We start from the raw sequence: 16,731 nt of genomic DNA on the forward strand, positions 1-16,731 counted from the left end.
TTTATCGAGCGCCGCAAAATTATTGCGGGCTGGTGTCCAGGGGCTGTGGCGTCGGGACGGGCACAGTTTCTACGCCGTCGACGTCTTTCTGGATCTGGTCCAGCAAGGAGCCTGGCTTGGCCGGCACCTCGGATTTTGGCTTTTCGGCTTCCTGCGCAGGCGCAGTCACGTTAGTGCCGCTGTCCTTGCCCAGCAAGGCTTCATCGCGGCTTACGCCGGGCATGAAGTCACCGGACAGGCTCACGAGCTGGTCATTGCCATTGAAGATGACACTGACGCGCTCCTGTTGGCGTTCACCGCCACCAGGCTGCAGGCTGTAGAGATAATCCCAGCGATCGGCATGGAAAGTGTCGGTCAGCAGGGGGTTACCCATGATAAACCGTACTTGCCGTCGGGTCATTCCCGGGCGTAACTGGTCTATCATGTCCTGCGTGACGACATTGCCCTGCTGGATGTCGATTTTGTAAACCCCGGGGAATGAACAACCGGCGAGTGCGAGCAGTCCCACAAAGGTGAAACTGGTTAGCAAGAGCTTGGTGTTTTGCATCGGTGGGCGACTTCCACTATCTTGGCTGGGACAACGTAAACGCCGATCATACCCGTATTAAGAGAAGCTGCGAAGCAGCATCCGCGAGAAAGCTAACCATGGTTGAAAATAGCGAACTACGCAAAGCCGGTCTCAAAGTGACTCTGCCACGAGTCAAGATTCTACAAATGCTCGATTCTGCTGAGCAGCGCCACATGAGTGCCGAGGATGTTTACAAGGCGCTGATGGAGTCTAACGAGGACGTCGGTCTGGCCACGGTCTACCGTGTACTGACCCAGTTTGAAGCCGCAGGGCTGGTGGTTCGCCATAATTTCGACGGCGGTCATGCCGTGTTCGAATTGGCTGACGGTGGCCACCATGACCACATGGTTGATCTGGATACCAATGAGGTTATCGAGTTCACCAGCCCTGAAATCGAAGCGCTGCAGCACAAGATTGCTGAGGAGCACGGTTTCGATTTGGTCGACCATAATCTGGTGCTGTACATCCGTAAGAAAAAGTAAAAATCGACGCAGTTTTGCTCTGCGAAACGATTGAAGGCGACCCTGGGGTCGCCTTCGTGCTTTCTATAAAGAGGAAAAGTACCCGTTCAAGCCTTCGCGGCCACGACCATTTTTTTCGCGTGAGCCAACGACTCCTTGGTCAGGTCGATACCGCCAAGCATCCGCGCGACTTCTTCTACCCGTTCGGACTTGTTCAGCTTGGAGACGGCCGTGTGTGTCGCGTCGCTGCCGCGCACCTTATGCACAAATAGATGTTGATGCCCTTGAGCGGCCACCTGCGGCAAGTGGGTCACCGTCAGTACCTGTCCGCGATCCCCCAGGCGGCGCAACAGCTGCCCAACAATCTCTGCGGTTGGCCCGCCGATGCCAACGTCTACTTCATCGAACACCAGGGTCGGTACCCGCGAGGTCTGCGCGGTAATCACCTGAATCGCCAGGCTGATCCGCGACAACTCGCCGCCTGAGGCCACTTTGGCCAGGGCCTTGAGCGGTTGCCCGGGGTTGGCACTCACCAGCAGTTCGACGTGCTCCAGACCATGGGGCTGCAATTCTTGACTGGCATTGGGATGCAGCTCGATGGTGAAGCGCCCGCCTGGCATACCCAGGCGCTGAATTTCCTGCTCGACGGCGCTGGCCAGGCTAGTAGCCGCCTGCTGGCGCAGAGCGCTCAGCTCTCGGGCCTTTTCCTGATAATGACGGGCAAACGAAGCGAGCTCCTCGCCCAGTCGTTCGATGGATTCGTCGTTCGCGTTGAGTGTTTCGATTTCATCCAGCAGTTTCTGCTGCATGGTTGCGACTTCCGTCGGCTGGATTCGATGCTTGCGAGCCAGGGTATAGATAGTGTCCAGGCGTTCTTCTATTTCCTGCAGGCGTGCGGGGTCGGCGTCGAAGTGGTCCAGGAAACGATTGAGTTCGCCCACGGCCTCTTCAACCTGGATCTGCGCGCTGGTCAACAGGGTGGTCGCTTCGCTCAGCGAGCCGGAAGCATTGTTCACGCTGGACAGGCGATTGAGGCTGGCGGTCAGTGCGTTGAGCACATTGCCCGAGTCGCTCTCGCTGCATTGCTCGACCACCTGACGGCAAATACCCAGCAGGGTCTCGGCGTTGGTCAGGTTCTTGTGTTCCTGCTCAAGCTGTTCCAGCTCGGTCTCACCCAGGCCCAGGCTTTCGAGCTCTTCGAGTTGATAGCTGAGCAACTGGTGGCGGGCGCGTTGTTCGTCGCCGGAGTTGGAAAGGCGTTCTAGTTCCTGGCGTGTCTGGCGCCAGCGTTGGGCGGCCAGTTGAACCTGCCGGGAAAGGTCGGTGGCACCGGCGTATTCATCGAGCAGGCGACGATGGGTATCGGTTTTCAGCAGGGATTGGTGTTCGTGCTGGCTGTGGATATCGATCAGCAATTCGCCCAGGGCTTTCAAGTCGCCCAGTGGGCAGGGCGTGCCGTTGATATAGCCGCGGGAGCGCCCTTCGGCAGTGATCACCCGGCGCAAGATGCACGGGCCTTCATTATTCAGGTCGCGCTCGACCAGCCATGCCTCAGCTTCGGGAATGTCGGCCAGGTCAAAGGTGGCCAGGATATCGGCCTTGTCGGAGCCTGGGCGTACCACGCCGCTGTCGGCGCGGTCGCCGAGGGTCAGGCCCAGGGCGTCGAGCATGATCGACTTGCCGGCGCCGGTTTCGCCTGTGATTACGCTCATCCCGCGATCCAGTTCGAGATCCAGATGTTCAACGATGGCGTAGTTATGTACAGACAGGTGCACGAGCATGACGGCCGCTCCCAGGCTTTAGGTCTGGTTATTTATACAGTGTTTTGTTTGTGGCTGACAATCCTGACGCTTAGCTCGATTTGCTTGGTCAATGGCTTTTTTTAGCGCGATGAGGAATGTGGCGGCAGGAAATGATCCAAGTCATGCGAAAGACTTTTGGTAACGCCCGCGCCCTTGAACCTGGAAATTGTGGCCCCATATACCGGAACAGAAGCGCGAGTCGAGATCGCGCATGATTTTGAAAGGAGAAATCTATGGCTGACGAACAGACGCAGGATACGCAAACTCCAGACGCCAATTCGGCTGCCGGTGATGAACTGGCGACTCGTGTGCAGGTGCTCGAAGAGCAATTGGCCGCTGCGCAGGATCAATCGTTGCGTGTTGCCGCCGATCTGCAGAACGTCCGCCGCCGTGCCGAGCAGGACGTAGAAAAGGCGCACAAATTCGCGCTGGAAAAATTCGCCGGTGACCTGCTGCCGATCATCGACAGCCTGGAGCGTGGTCTTGAGTTGTCTGACCCGGCCGACGAAAACATTCGCCCAATGCGCGAAGGGATCGAGCTGACGCTGAAAATGTTCCAGGACACCCTGAAGCGTTATCAGCTGGAAGCGATCGATCCGCAAGGCGGCGAGCCGTTCAACGCTGAACATCACCAGGCCATGGCCATGCAGGAAAGCCACGACCTGGAGCCTAACAGCGTGATGAAAGTGTTCCAGAAGGGCTACCAGCTCAACGGTCGCCTGATGCGTCCGGCAATGGTGGTGGTGAGCAAGGCTCCTTCACCCGTTGCACCTACTATTGATGAGCAGGCTTGAAATTCGCCGCAAGGCCCCCATTTATAAGTCAAGCGTTTAAGTGCTACCGCAGTTAGCCAAAACTGCTGCGGCAACCAAATTCAAGTTTCGGGAGAGTAAATCATGGGCAAAATTATCGGTATCGACCTGGGGACCACCAACTCCTGCGTCTCCGTGCTGGAAAACGGCGTTGCAAAAGTTATCGAAAACGCCGAAGGCGCACGTACCACTCCGTCGATCATCGCGTACGCCAACGACGGTGAAATCCTCGTCGGTCAGTCGGCCAAGCGCCAGGCAGTGACCAACCCGCATAACACCCTGTATGCGGTAAAGCGTTTGATCGGTCGTAAGTTCGACGAAGAAGTCGTACAAAAAGACATCAAGATGGTCCCTTACAAAATTGCCAAGGCCGACAACGGTGACGCCTGGGTTGAAGTAAACGGCCAGAAAATGTCGCCGCCGCAAATTTCGGCTGAAATCTTGAAAAAGATGAAGAAAACCGCCGAAGACTATCTGGGTGAAGCAGTGACTGAGGCGGTAATTACCGTTCCGGCCTACTTCAACGACAGCCAGCGCCAGGCTACCAAAGACGCTGGTCGCATCGCGGGTCTGGACGTAAAACGTATCATCAACGAGCCAACCGCGGCCGCTCTGGCCTACGGCATGGACAAGGCCAAGGGCGACCACACTGTGATCGTTTACGACCTGGGTGGCGGCACTTTCGACGTCTCCGTGATCGAGATCGCAGAAGTTGACGGCGAGCACCAGTTCGAAGTGTTGGCCACTAACGGCGACACCTTCCTGGGTGGTGAAGACTTTGACATTCGTCTGATCGACTACCTCGTAGACGAATTCAAGAAAGAAAGCGGCATGAACCTCAAGGGTGACCCGCTGGCCATGCAGCGCCTGAAAGAAGCCGCTGAAAAAGCCAAGATCGAGCTGTCTTCCGCTCAGTCGACCGACGTGAACCTGCCGTACATCACTGCAGACGCTACCGGTCCTAAGCACTTGAACGTGAAAATCTCGCGCTCCAAGCTCGAAGCTCTGGTTGAAGACCTGGTTCAGCGCACCATCGAGCCTTGCCGTATTGCACTGAAAGACTCCGGTATCGACGTTGGTTCGATCAACGACGTGATCCTGGTGGGCGGTCAGACCCGTATGCCGCTGGTTCAGAAGCTGGTCACCGAGTTCTTCGGCAAGGAAGCACGTAAAGACGTGAACCCGGACGAAGCCGTTGCCATGGGTGCTGCCATCCAGGGTGCTGTATTGGCCGGTGACGTAAAAGACGTATTGCTGCTGGACGTAAGCCCGCTGACCCTGGGTATCGAAACCATGGGTGGCGTAATGACTGCGCTGATCGAGAAAAACACCACGATTCCTACCAAGAAATCCCAGGTGTTCTCGACTGCCGATGACAACCAGGGCGCTGTGACCATTCACGTGCTGCAAGGTGAGCGCAAGCAAGCCGCTCAGAACAAGTCCCTGGGCAAGTTCGACCTGGCTGAGATTCCACCAGCACCACGCGGTGTGCCGCAAATCGAAGTGACCTTCGACATCGACGCCAACGGCATCCTGCACGTCGGCGCGAAAGACAAGGCCACCGGCAAAGAGCAGAAGATCACCATCAAGGCCAACTCCGGTCTGTCTGATGAAGAAATTCAACAGATGATTCGTGATGCTGAAGCCAACGCTGATGCGGATGCCAAGTTTGCTGAACTGGCCGGTGCCCGTAACCAGGGTGATGCGCTGGTGCACTCGACTCGCAAGATGATCGCTGATGCTGGCGATAAAGTGACCGAAGAAGAGAAAACCGCAATCGAAGCTGCCGTGGTTGCCCTGGAGGCCGCCATTAAAGGCGACGACAAGGCTGCCATCGAAGCCAAGATCGAGGAGCTGTCGAAAGTCTCCGCGCCGGTCGCTCAGAAAATGTACGCCGAACAAGGCCAGCCGACTGACGGTGCTGCGCAGCAAGCAGAGCCAGAAGCCAAGCACGATGATGTTGTCGATGCCGAGTTCGAAGAAGTCAAAGAGCAGAAGTAATCTGCTCGTCCGGTTGACCGCGATCCAGCGGTGACTGGTAGGATGTCGCCGCGCGGGAGCTTGCTCCCGCGTTGGCGTGTCTGGGGTACGCGAATTTTTACAGCATGCGACAACGCTCGGATGCTGGCGGTGTGATCGGGAATGCTCCTGCTTTTCGAGTGACTGTCACCGCGTTTTTTGGCCGGGTCCCTGGCTGAAAGCAGTAATGACCAGGATCGTTGAATTGACGTGAGTTGGGTCCGGGCCTGTATTGGGGCTCAACGAGTTTGGCAGGGTTCAGGAGGGCCAGGCCGAACGTCCTTAAGAGTGCAAAGACTTATGGCAAAGCGTGACTATTACGAAGTATTGGGTGTGGAGCGCGGGGCCAGCGAAGCGGAGCTGAAAAAGGCTTACCGTCGCCTGGCGATGAAGCACCACCCGGACCGTAATCCGGATAACAAAGAATCCGAAGAGATGTTCAAAGAGGCCAATGAGGCCTACGAATGCCTGTGTGATCCAAACAAGCGTGCGGCCTACGACCAGTACGGTCATGCCGGCGTCGACCCGAGCATGGGTGGTGGCGGTGCCGGTTTCGGCGGTCAGAACTTCTCCGATATTTTCGGCGACGTGTTCAGCGATTTCTTCGGCGGTGGCCGTGGCGGTCAGCGTGGCGGCGCGCAGCGTGGCAGTGACTTGCGCTACACCCTTGAGTTGAATCTGGAAGAAGCCGTGCGCGGCACCAGCGTCAATATTCGGGTGCCGACGCTGGTTAACTGCAAGCCGTGCGACGGTTCGGGTGCGAAGAAAGGCTCCTCGCCGATCACGTGCCCGACCTGTGGTGGTATCGGTCAGGTGCGCATGCAGCAGGGCTTCTTCTCGGTGCAGCAAACCTGCCCGCGGTGCCATGGCCAGGGCAAGATCATTTCCGACCCGTGCGACTCTTGCCACGGCGAAGGCCGCGTTGAAGAGTACAAGACCCTCTCGGTGAAAGTGCCGGCGGGTGTGGATACCGGTGATCGTATTCGCCTGTCGGGCGAAGGTGAGGCGGGGACCCAGGGTGGTCCGACGGGCGACCTGTACGTGGTGATCAATGTGCGTGAGCACTCGATCTTTCAGCGCGATGGCAAACACCTGTTCTGCGAAGTGCCGATCAGCTTTGTCGATGCGGCCCTGGGTGGTGAGTTGGAGATTCCGACCCTTGATGGTCGAGTCAAGCTCAAGATTCCCGAAGGGACTCAGACCGGCAAGCAGTTCCGTATTCGTGGCAAAGGCGTTGCGCCGGTGCGCGGTGGCGGTGCGGGCGACCTGATGTGTCGTGTGGCGGTGGAAACCCCGGTTAACCTGGGGCGTCGTCAGCGCGAACTGCTCGAAGAGTTCCGTAGCTCGCTGGAAGGCGATCACTCTCATTCGCCGAAAACCACGGGCTTTTTCGATGGCGTGAAACGCTTCTTCGGCGACCTGTAAGGACGTGAGTATGCGACGTATAGCCGTAATGGGCGCTGCCGGGCGCATGGGCAAGACGCTGGTCGAGGCGGTGCAGCAGCGCTCGCCGGCCTCCGGGCTGACGGCGGCGATTGTTCGCCCGGGCAGCACGTTGATCGGCGCGGATGCCGGTGAGTTGGCTTCGTTGGGCCGCATTGGTGTTTCGTTGACGGGCAGCCTGGAGCAGGTGGCTGACGAGTTCGATGTGCTCATCGACTTCACCTTGCCTGACGTGATGCTGAAAAACCTGGCCTTCTGCCGCAAGGCAGGCAAGGCCATGGTGATCGGCACGACCGGCTTGAGCGTTGAACAAAAGCAGTTGCTGGTGGAGGCGGGCAAGGATATTCCGATCGTCTTTGCTGCCAACTTCAGCGTTGGCGTGAACCTGTCGCTGAAGTTGCTGGACCTGGCGGCGCGCGTGCTGGGTGATGAGGCTGATATCGAGATTATCGAGACTCATCACCGTCACAAGATCGACGCTCCGTCGGGCACTGCGTTGCGCATGGGTGAAGCTATTGCCGATGCGCTGGGTCGCGATCTGTCGAAAGTGGCGGTATACGGGCGTGAAGGCCACACCGGTGAGCGCGCACGCGACACCATCGGTTTTGCAACCGTGCGCGGTGGTGATGTGGTTGGCGATCACACCGTGCTGTTCGCCACCGAAGGCGAGCGCCTGGAGATCACGCACAAAGCCTCCAGCCGCATGACCTTCGCCAAGGGCGCGGTGCGTGCTGCGCTTTGGTTGGACGGTCGCGAGCCGGGCCTGTATGACATGCGTGACGTGCTGGATCTGCACTAATCAGTAGCTTAAACGAGGCCTCAGGATTATCCTGTGGCCTCGTTTTTACCCGCTAAGCGACGTCCTGTCGCATTCTCCTGCCTTTAAGGCTCATTAGCGGTGGACCCAAAAAGCCTTTTTCTGTAAGCTACAGCTTTAGTGTGTCCACTAAAAGCGCGCAGAATAATTCGGTGAAGAAGCGGGGTGACGTGTCCATACGTCACTCCGCTTTTTTACAACCTGCGATCGCCCTTTCAGGCTTTATTTACGGGAGGTCTTCTTGACTAAGCCAGCCATACTCGCCCTTGCTGATGGCAGCATTTTTCGCGGCGAAGCCATTGGAGCCGACGGTCAAACCGTTGGAGAGGTGGTGTTTAACACCGCCATGACCGGCTATCAGGAAATCCTTACCGATCCTTCCTACGCCCAACAGATCGTTACCCTGACCTATCCGCACATCGGCAACACCGGCACTACGCCGGAAGACGTCGAGTCTGATCGTGTCTGGTCGGCGGGCCTGGTGATTCGTGACCTGCCCCTGGTTGCGAGCAACTGGCGTAACACGATGTCGCTGTCCGATTACCTGAAAGCCAACAATGTTGTGGCGATCGCCGGTATCGATACGCGCCGCCTCACGCGCATCCTGCGTGAAAAGGGCTCGCAGAATGGCTGCATCATGGTCGGTGACAATATTTCCGACGAGGCGGCGATTGCCGCAGCACAAGGTTTCCCTGGCCTGAAAGGCATGGACCTGGCGAAAGTCGTCAGCGTCAAAGAAAAGTACGAGTGGCGCTCCACGGTCTGGGACTTGAAGACCGACAGCCACGCGACTATCGAGGCTGCCGATCTGCCTTACCACGTGGTCGCCTACGACTACGGCGTCAAGTACAACATCCTGCGCATGTTGGTCGAGCGTGGCTGCCGCGTGACCGTGGTGCCGGCGCAAACGCCTGCCAGCGATGTGCTGGCGATGCAGCCGGACGGTGTGTTCCTGTCCAACGGCCCGGGTGATCCCGAGCCATGTGACTACGCTATCCAGGCTATCAAGGACGTGCTGGAAACCGACATTCCGGTGTTCGGTATCTGCCTTGGCCACCAACTGCTGGCCCTGGCTTCCGGCGCCAAGACCCTGAAAATGGGCCACGGCCATCACGGTGCCAACCACCCGGTACAAGACCTGGACACCGGCGTTGTGATGATCACCAGCCAGAACCACGGTTTTGCGGTCGATGAAGCCAGCTTGCCGAGTAACGTGCGCGCCATTCACAAGTCGCTGTTCGACGGCTCCCTTCAGGGTATCGAGCGCACCGACAAGAGCGCGTTCAGCTTCCAGGGCCACCCTGAAGCCAGCCCGGGCCCGAACGACGTAGCGCCGCTGTTCGACCGTTTCATCAATGAGATGGCCAAGCGACGCTGACTGAGTGGTCTGCGGGCGGCCCCGAACTCGGTGGCCCCCGCAGGCTCTTCAAGGATTGTTCAAGACGGCTTGCCGACTGACCTGCGGATTTGAGTGACAAACCCATGCCAAAACGTACAGACATAAAAAGCATCCTGATTCTCGGCGCTGGCCCGATCGTGATCGGCCAGGCCTGCGAATTCGACTACTCCGGCGCCCAGGCCTGTAAAGCCCTGCGTGAGGAGGGTTACCGCGTCATCCTGGTGAACTCCAACCCGGCCACCATCATGACCGACCCGGCCATGGCCGACGCGACCTACATCGAGCCGATCAAATGGCAGACCGTTGCCAAGATCATCGAGAAAGAGCGTCCGGACGCGCTGCTGCCAACCATGGGCGGCCAGACCGCACTGAACTGTGCCCTGGACCTGGAGCGCGAAGGCGTTCTGGAAAAGTTCGGCGTAGAGATGATCGGCGCCAATGCCGACACCATCGACAAGGCTGAAGACCGTTCGCGTTTCGACAAGGCCATGAAGTCCATCGGCCTGGCTTGCCCGCGTTCCGGTATCGCCCACAGCATGGAAGAGGCCAACGCGGTCCTTGAGACCCTGGGCTTCCCGTGCATTATTCGTCCGTCGTTCACCATGGGCGGCACCGGCGGCGGTATTGCTTACAACCGTGAAGAGTTCGAAGAAATCTGCGCCCGTGGCCTGGACCTGTCACCGACCAAAGAGCTGCTGATCGACGAATCCCTGATCGGCTGGAAAGAATACGAGATGGAGGTGGTCCGCGATAAGAAGGACAACTGCATCATCGTCTGCTCCATCGAAAACTTCGACCCGATGGGCGTGCACACCGGTGACTCGATCACCGTGGCTCCGGCACAGACCCTGACCGACAAGGAATACCAGATCCTGCGTAACGCCTCCCTGGCGGTACTGCGCGAGATCGGCGTTGAAACCGGCGGTTCCAACGTTCAGTTCGGCATCTGCCCGGACACCGGCCGCATGGTCGTGATCGAGATGAACCCACGTGTATCGCGTTCTTCGGCCCTGGCCTCGAAAGCGACCGGCTTCCCGATTGCGCGTATCGCCGCCAAGCTGGCTATCGGCTACACCCTGGACGAGCTGCAAAACGAAATCACCGGCGGCGCTATGCCGGCGTCTTTCGAGCCGTCTATCGACTACGTCGTGACCAAGCTGCCGCGCTTTGCCTTCGAGAAATTCGCCAAGGCTGATGCGCGCCTGACCACCCAGATGAAGTCTGTTGGTGAAGTCATGGCGATCGGCCGCACCTTCCAGGAGTCCTTGCAGAAAGCCCTGCGCGGCCTGGAAGTCGGCGTTTGCGGCCTGGACGAGAAGCTCGACCTGAGCAACCCGGAAAGCATGAGCATCCTCAAGCGCGAGCTGACCGTGCCGGGTGCCGAGCGTATCTGGTACGTGGCTGACGCCTTCCGTGCCGGCCTGAGCGTCGAAGATATCTTCGGCATGAACATGATCGACCCGTGGTTCCTGGTGCAGATCGAAGATCTGATCAAGGAAGAAGAGAAGGTCAAAACCCTTGGCCTGTCGTCTATCGACCGCGACCTGATGTTCCGCCTCAAGCGCAAAGGCTTCTCCGACCAGCGTCTGGCCAAGCTGCTGGGTGTGACCGAGAAGAACCTGCGTACTCATCGCCACAAGCTGGATATCTTCCCGGTCTACAAGCGCGTTGATACCTGCGCGGCTGAGTTTGCTACAGACACGGCCTACATGTACTCCACCTATGAGGAGGAGTGCGAAGCTGCGCCGTCGGATCGCGACAAGATCATCATTCTGGGCGGCGGTCCGAACCGTATCGGCCAAGGTATCGAGTTCGACTACTGCTGTGTACACGCCGCTCTCGCCCTGCGCGAAGACGGGTACGAGACCATCATGGTCAACTGCAACCCGGAAACCGTTTCCACCGACTATGACACTTCCGACCGTCTGTACTTTGAGCCGGTAACGCTGGAAGACGTATTGGAAATCTGCCGCGTCGAGAAGCCTAAAGGCGTCATCGTCCAATACGGCGGCCAGACCCCGTTGAAACTGGCGCGTGCCCTGGAAGCTGCTGGCGTGCCGATCATCGGTACCAGCCCGGACGCTATCGACCGTGCCGAAGACCGTGAGCGCTTCCAGCAGATGGTTGAGCGCCTGAACCTGCGTCAGCCGCCAAACGCTACCGTGCGCAGCGAAGACGAAGCCATCCGCGCGGCCAGCAAGATCGGCTACCCGCTGGTGGTGCGTCCGTCCTACGTACTGGGTGGTCGTGCGATGGAAATCGTCTACGAAGAAGACGAGCTCAAGCGTTACCTGCGTGATGCGGTAAAAGTGTCCAACGACAGCCCGGTGCTGCTGGATCACTTCCTCAACTGCGCCATTGAAATGGACGTGGATGCGGTGTGCGACGGCACTGATGTGGTGATCGGCGCGATCATGCAGCACATCGAGCAGGCTGGCGTTCACTCCGGTGACTCTGCGTGCTCGCTGCCGCCGTACTCGCTGCCGGCGCACATCCAGGACGAGATGCGCGAACAGGTCAAGAAAATGGCCCTGGAACTGGGTGTGGTCGGCCTGATGAACGTACAGTTGGCGCTGCAAGGCGAGGACATCTACGTCATCGAAGTCAACCCGCGTGCCTCGCGTACCGTGCCGTTTGTTTCCAAGTGCATCGGTGTGTCCCTGGCCATGATCGCTGCCCGCGTGATGGCTGGTAAGACCCTGAAGGAAATCGGCTTTACCAAGGAAATCATTCCAAACTTCTACAGCGTGAAAGAGGCGGTGTTCCCATTCGCCAAATTCCCTGGTGTGGACCCGATCCTGGGCCCAGAGATGAAGTCCACCGGTGAAGTGATGGGCGTGGGCGATACCTTCGGTGAGGCGTTCGCCAAGGCCCAGATGGGTGCCAGCGAAGTCCTGCCGACTGGCGGTACCGCGTTTATCAGCGTGCGTGATGACGACAAGCCACTGGTTGCGGGCGTGGCCCGTGATCTGATCAACTTGGGCTTTGAAGTCGTCGCGACTGCCGGGACCGCCAAGCTAATCGAAGCTGCCGGCCTGAAAGTACGTCGCGTGAACAAGGTGACGGAAGGCCGTCCGCATGTGGTCGACATGATCAAGAATGACGAAGTCACCCTGATCATCAACACCACCGAAGGTCGTCAGTCGATCGCGGATTCCTACTCCATTCGTCGTAATGCCCTGCAGCACAAGATCTACTGCACCACCACCATTGCTGCTGGCGAAGCCATCTGCGAAGCGCTCAAGTTCGGTCCGGAAAAGACCGTGCGTCGCTTGCAGGATCTACACGCAGGATTGAAGGCATGAGCATAACCAAATACCCGATGACCGTTCAGGGCGCTCGCGCCCTGGAAGAGGAACACGCCCACCTGACCAAGGTCGTACGTCCGAAGCTGAGCCAGGACATCGGTACGGCTCGCGAGCTGGGTGACTTGAAGGAAAACGCCGAATACCACGCTGCTCGCGAGCAGCAGGGTATGGTCGAGGCGCGGATTCGTGACATCGAAGGCCGCATGCAGAATGCGGTGATCATTGATGTCACGACCATCCCGCATACCGGAAAGGTGATTTTCGGCACGACCGTGGAAATCGCCAACGTCGAGACTGACGAAAGCGTGACTTACCAGATCGTGGGTGAGGACGAGGCTGACTTCAAGCAAGGCAAGATCTCTGTCGGCTCGCCTATCGCTCGCGCCTTGATTGCCAAGGAAGAGGGCGACGTCGTTGCCGTGAAAACGCCGAGCGGCGTCATTGAGTACGAGATTGTCGAAGTTCGCCACATCTGAAAGACGGCGCCCGCTACGCGCGGGCGCCATGCTCTGGCAGTTCTCTCAGATGCTTTGGGTGGGTGGCCTGTGGCTGTTGCATATGGGTGTGTTACCGGTGCTTGGCCTTATTGGTCTGGCACCGTTGCTGATCGATGAGATCGACAGATTGCTGAGCGCGTTGCTGGTGGGTTTTGCGGCGGCGTGTGTGTTGCTCCAGGCGTTAGTGCTGGTCAAGGCTGAGGGTTTGGAGAGTTTATGGCGGGACATTCGCGGGCAACTGCTGTTGATGTCGCTGTATGCGTGCGCGATGTTTTGCGTGGTGTATATTTGGCTACCGCAAGCGTTGCGCTGGCAGTTATTCAGCTATCTTGTGCTAGGGTTTTCCGGTTTGGTGCTGGTCATGCAGCCGGCGCCGGGGTGGAGTGGCAGGGCGCGCGAAGCACGCCCGTGACCCTTTTCATCATTTGAAGCGATGAACGTTCGACAGTTGCTTGTTGACGCTGAAGTTCTTGCGATACAGCAGCGCCATCTTGCCGATGACCTGAACCAGGTCCGCTTTGCCCACCTTGCACAGTTCTGCAATGGCGGCCAAACGCGCTTCGCGATCGAGGATATTGACCTTGATCTTGATCAGTTCGTGATCGTTCAGTGCGCGTTCAAATTCGGCTAAAACACCTTCAGTCAACCCATTGTCTGCCACAATCAGAACTGGTTTCAGATGGTGGCCAATGGATTTGTACTGTTTCTTCTGCTCTTGAGTGAGCGGCATAATCTGACCCCTGCGTCTGATCTTGTAAAAAGCGGCGGCCAGTTTACCCGAGCGAGTCCGGGACCGCCCAGTTAATCACGACCCGTTTTATTTTTCGAGGTGGCCCGTGGCCCGTTCCAAAACCAGCCTTAAGTGGCTACAAGAACATTTCAACGATCCTTACGTCAAAAAGGCGCAAAAGGACGGCTACCGTTCCCGGGCCAGCTACAAGCTGCTGGAGATCCAGGACAAGGACAAATTAATCCGTCCAGGCATGAGTGTTATCGATCTCGGCGCGGCCCCCGGTGGCTGGTCCCAGGTGACCAGTCGTCTGATTGGTGGGCAAGGCCGATTGATCGCTTCCGACATCCTCGAAATGGACAGCATCCCGGACGTGACCTTTGTTCACGGCGATTTCACCGAGGACAAGGTATTGGCCGAGATCCTGGAGGCTGTGGGAAATTCACAGGTAGACCTTGTGATTTCCGACATGGCCCCCAATATGAGTGGATTACCGGCTGTTGATATGCCGCGTGCCATGTTCCTGTGTGAACTGGCGCTGGATTTGGCGGGTCGGGTGTTGCGTCCGGGTGGCGATTTCCTGGTGAAGGTCTTCCAGGGTGAAGGTTTCGACGAGTACCACAAGAACATTCGCAAGTTGTTCGACAAGGTGCAGACCCGTAAACCGGACTCTTCCCGTGACAGGTCCAGGGAGCAGTATCTGCTGTGCCGTGGCTACCGCGGCGTCGAAGGCGCGGCGAGTGAAGAGCGCTTTTGAGAAATTCGAGGAGGGCGATAGGTTTTTTTATATCGCTTTCGTCACGAAGCTTTACGAATATTGTGTAGTCAAAGTTTCACAAAGGGTTACAGACGGCGCCTGCCAGAGTTGTAGGTAATGTAGTAAGTTAGGCCGGTGAATATCATGCGAAGCGCGCGCCAGTAGCGGAGCTTGCTTCAGAGGGTAGTTAATTGAACGATATGGCAAAGAATCTGATCCTGTGGTTGATCATCGCGGCTGTCCTGGTGACGGTGATGAACAACTTCTCCAGCCCTAACGAGCCGCAGACCCTCAACTATTCCGACTTCATCCAGCAAGTTAAGGATGGCAAGGTCGAGCGCGTAGCGGTTGATGGCTACGTGATTACCGGTAAGCGCAACGACGGCGACAGCTTCAAGACCATTCGTCCGGCAATCCAGGACAACGGTCTGATCGGCGACCTGGTGGATAACCACGTGGTTGTCGAAGGCAAGCAGCCTGAACAGCAAAGCATCTGGACTCAGCTCCTGGTGGCAAGCTTCCCGATTCTGGTGATTATCGCCGTGTTCATGTTCTTCATGCGCCAGATGCAAGGTGGTGCGGGAGGCAAGGGCGGGCCGATGAGCTTCGGCAAGAGCAAGGCGCGCCTGCTCTCCGAGGATCAGGTGAAGACTACCCTGGCTGACGTTGCCGGTTGCGACGAAGCCAAGGAAGAAGTCGGTGAGCTGGTCGAGTTCCTGCGTGATCCGGGCAAGTTCCAGCGCCTGGGTGGCCGTATCCCTCGCGGTGTGCTGATGGTGGGCCCGCCGGGTACCGGTAAAACCTTGCTGGCCAAGGCGATTGCCGGCGAAGCCAAGGTGCCTTTCTTCACTATTTCCGGTTCTGACTTCGTCGAGATGTTCGTCGGTGTGGGTGCCAGCCGTGTTCGCGACATGTTCGAGCAGGCCAAGAAGCACGCACCGTGCATCATCTTCATCGACGAGATCGATGCCGTTGGTCGCCACCGTGGCGCTGGCATGGGCGGTGGTCATGATGAGCGTGAGCAGACCCTCAACCAGTTGCTGGTAGAGATGGATGGTTTCGAGATGAATGACGGCATTATCGTCATCGCCGCGACCAACCGTCCGGACGTGCTCGACCCAGCCTTGCTGCGTCCGGGCCGTTTCGACCGTCAGGTCGTGGTTGGTCTGCCGGATATCCGCGGTCGTGAACAGATCCTTAAAGTTCACATGCGTAAAGTGCCAATGGGTGACGACGTAGCTCCGGCCGTGATCGCTCGTGGTACGCCTGGCTTCTCCGGTGCCGACCTGGCCAACCTGGTCAACGAGGCTTCGTTGTTTGCTGCCCGTACCGGCAAGCGCATCGTTGAAATGAAAGAGTTCGAATTGGCAAAAGACAAGATCATGATGGGCGCTGAGCGCAAATCCATGGTCATGTCCGAGAAAGAGAAACAAAACACCGCTTATCACGAAGCCGGTCACGCCATTGTGGGTCGCGTTGTGCCTGAGCATGACCCGGTCTACAAGGTGTCGATCATTCCTCGTGGCCGGGCGCTGGGTGTGACCATGTTCCTGCCTGAAGAGGATCGCTACAGCCTTTCCAAGCGCGCACTGATCAGCCAGATCTGCTCGCTGTACGGTGGTCGAATTGCTGAAGAGATGACGTTGGGCTTCGACGGCGTTACCACAGGTGCTTCCAATGACATCATGCGTGCCAGCCAGATCGCACGAAATATGGTGACCAAGTGGGGTTTGTCGGAAAAACTCGGTCCTTTGATGTATGCAGAGGAAGAGGGTGAAGTGTTCCTGGGTCGCGGTGGTGGCGGGCAAAGTGCCAGCTTCTCCGGTGAAACAGCCAAGCTGATCGACTCTGAAGTTCGCAGCATCATTGATCAGTGCTACGGCACGGCCAAGCAGATCCTGACCGACAATCGTGACAAGCTGGATGCCATGGCTGATGCGTTGATGAAGTACGAGACGATCGATGCGGATCAGATCGACGACATCATGGCGGGCCGTGCGCCGCGTGAGCCTCGCGATTGGGAAGGTGGTTCAGGTACTTCGGGCACCCCGCCCGTCGTTCAGAATGAGCGTCCTGAGACCCCGATCGGTGGCCCGGCAGCTGACCACTAAGGTTTGA

At 58.0% G+C, this 16,731-nt stretch carries 14 protein-coding genes; 11 read left to right on the forward strand and 3 right to left on the reverse strand.

The features are described 5' to 3' along the window. Positions 1-19: 19 nt before the first annotated feature. The gene (locus tag TX23_RS17715; RefSeq protein WP_005791510.1) at positions 20-547 is read right to left on the reverse strand and encodes an outer membrane protein assembly factor BamE; all 528 of its coding nucleotides are present in this window, start codon (positions 545-547) and stop codon (positions 20-22) included. A gap of 98 nt (positions 548-645) precedes the next feature. Between TX23_RS17715 and fur the strand changes: the two genes are divergently transcribed. Further along, positions 646-1,050: a ferric iron uptake transcriptional regulator gene (gene fur / locus TX23_RS17720; RefSeq protein WP_003194220.1), complete on the forward strand. Its 405-nt coding sequence runs from the start codon at positions 646-648 to the stop codon at positions 1,048-1,050. A gap of 86 nt (positions 1,051-1,136) precedes the next feature. Here the strand turns inward: fur and recN are convergent, their stop codons facing one another. Continuing rightward, on the reverse strand, positions 1,137-2,810 hold the full coding sequence (gene recN, locus TX23_RS17725; RefSeq protein ID WP_057703310.1) for a DNA repair protein RecN: 1,674 nt from the start codon (positions 2,808-2,810) through the stop codon (positions 1,137-1,139). A gap of 254 nt (positions 2,811-3,064) precedes the next feature. On the opposite strand from recN, the gene grpE reads away from it, so the two are divergent. The 8 genes from grpE to TX23_RS17765 all read left to right on the forward strand — a co-directional run bounded on the left by grpE (position 3,065) and on the right by TX23_RS17765 (position 13,538). Then, complete coding sequence (gene grpE, locus TX23_RS17730) at positions 3,065-3,625, forward strand: nucleotide exchange factor GrpE (RefSeq protein WP_057703311.1); 561 nt, start codon at positions 3,065-3,067, stop codon at positions 3,623-3,625. A gap of 102 nt (positions 3,626-3,727) precedes the next feature. Further along, complete coding sequence (gene dnaK / locus TX23_RS17735) at positions 3,728-5,644, forward strand: molecular chaperone DnaK (RefSeq protein WP_057703312.1); 1,917 nt, start codon at positions 3,728-3,730, stop codon at positions 5,642-5,644. A gap of 318 nt (positions 5,645-5,962) precedes the next feature. Then, positions 5,963-7,087, forward strand: coding sequence for a molecular chaperone DnaJ (dnaJ, locus tag TX23_RS17740; protein WP_057703313.1), 1,125 nt, complete (start codon positions 5,963-5,965; stop codon positions 7,085-7,087). A 10-nt stretch (positions 7,088-7,097) separates the two neighbouring features. Beyond that, a complete protein-coding gene (dapB, locus tag TX23_RS17745) occupies positions 7,098-7,904 on the forward strand; it encodes a 4-hydroxy-tetrahydrodipicolinate reductase (protein WP_057703314.1) in 807 nt (268 codons plus the stop codon). A gap of 259 nt (positions 7,905-8,163) precedes the next feature. After that, positions 8,164-9,300 carry a glutamine-hydrolyzing carbamoyl-phosphate synthase small subunit gene (gene carA / locus TX23_RS17750; protein WP_005791498.1) on the forward strand — a complete coding sequence of 379 codons (1,137 nt, stop codon included), beginning with the start codon at positions 8,164-8,166 and terminating at the stop codon, positions 9,298-9,300. Positions 9,301-9,404: 104 nt separating this feature from the next. Then, a complete protein-coding gene (gene carB, locus TX23_RS17755) occupies positions 9,405-12,626 on the forward strand; it encodes a carbamoyl-phosphate synthase large subunit (RefSeq protein WP_005791497.1) in 3,222 nt (1,073 codons plus the stop codon). Positions 12,627-12,628: 2 nt separating this feature from the next. After that, entirely contained in the window at positions 12,629-13,105 is a 477-nt protein-coding gene (gene greA / locus TX23_RS17760; RefSeq protein WP_032873232.1) for a transcription elongation factor GreA, read from the forward strand. Positions 13,106-13,133: 28 nt separating this feature from the next. Next, on the forward strand, positions 13,134-13,538 hold the full coding sequence (locus TX23_RS17765) for a hypothetical protein (RefSeq protein ID WP_057703315.1): 405 nt from the start codon (positions 13,134-13,136) through the stop codon (positions 13,536-13,538). 9 nt (positions 13,539-13,547) lie between these two features. Here TX23_RS17765 and TX23_RS17770 read toward each other — a convergent pair whose 3' ends face one another. Continuing rightward, positions 13,548-13,856 (reverse strand): YhbY family RNA-binding protein, encoded by a 309-nt coding sequence (locus TX23_RS17770; RefSeq protein WP_010206607.1) that lies wholly within the window; start codon positions 13,854-13,856, stop codon positions 13,548-13,550. A 106-nt stretch (positions 13,857-13,962) separates the two neighbouring features. Between TX23_RS17770 and rlmE the strand changes: the two genes are divergently transcribed. Both rlmE and ftsH read left to right on the forward strand, forming a co-directional pair. Beyond that, complete coding sequence (gene rlmE / locus TX23_RS17775; RefSeq protein ID WP_003194199.1) at positions 13,963-14,613, forward strand: 23S rRNA (uridine(2552)-2'-O)-methyltransferase RlmE; 651 nt, start codon at positions 13,963-13,965, stop codon at positions 14,611-14,613. A gap of 200 nt (positions 14,614-14,813) precedes the next feature. Further along, on the forward strand, positions 14,814-16,724 hold the full coding sequence (gene ftsH / locus TX23_RS17780) for an ATP-dependent zinc metalloprotease FtsH (RefSeq protein ID WP_043205904.1): 1,911 nt from the start codon (positions 14,814-14,816) through the stop codon (positions 16,722-16,724). The last annotated feature ends 7 nt before the right edge of the window (positions 16,725-16,731 follow it).

This window comes from Pseudomonas paralactis, assembly GCF_001439735.1.
In the GTDB taxonomy this organism is placed as follows: Bacteria; Pseudomonadota; Gammaproteobacteria; order Pseudomonadales; family Pseudomonadaceae; genus Aquipseudomonas; species Aquipseudomonas paralactis.

Bases quoted from the DNA above. Each gene is read 5' to 3' on its own strand.
- TX23_RS17770 (WP_010206607.1), bottom strand. From the start codon at position 13,856: ATGCCGCTCACTCAAGAGCAGAAGAAACAGTACAAATCCATTGGCCAC.
- dnaK (WP_057703312.1), top strand. From the start codon at position 3,728: ATGGGCAAAATTATCGGTATCGACCTGGGGACCACCAACTCCTGCGTC.
- recN (WP_057703310.1), bottom strand. From the start codon at position 2,810: ATGCTCGTGCACCTGTCTGTACATAACTACGCCATCGTTGAACATCTG.
- ftsH (WP_043205904.1), top strand. From the start codon at position 14,814: ATGGCAAAGAATCTGATCCTGTGGTTGATCATCGCGGCTGTCCTGGTG.
- dapB (WP_057703314.1), top strand. From the start codon at position 7,098: ATGCGACGTATAGCCGTAATGGGCGCTGCCGGGCGCATGGGCAAGACG.
- fur (WP_003194220.1), top strand. From the start codon at position 646: ATGGTTGAAAATAGCGAACTACGCAAAGCCGGTCTCAAAGTGACTCTG.
- grpE (WP_057703311.1), top strand. From the start codon at position 3,065: ATGGCTGACGAACAGACGCAGGATACGCAAACTCCAGACGCCAATTCG.
- TX23_RS17765 (WP_057703315.1), top strand. From the start codon at position 13,134: ATGCTCTGGCAGTTCTCTCAGATGCTTTGGGTGGGTGGCCTGTGGCTG.
- TX23_RS17715 (WP_005791510.1), bottom strand. From the start codon at position 547: ATGCAAAACACCAAGCTCTTGCTAACCAGTTTCACCTTTGTGGGACTG.
- carB (WP_005791497.1), top strand. From the start codon at position 9,405: ATGCCAAAACGTACAGACATAAAAAGCATCCTGATTCTCGGCGCTGGC.
- dnaJ (WP_057703313.1), top strand. From the start codon at position 5,963: ATGGCAAAGCGTGACTATTACGAAGTATTGGGTGTGGAGCGCGGGGCC.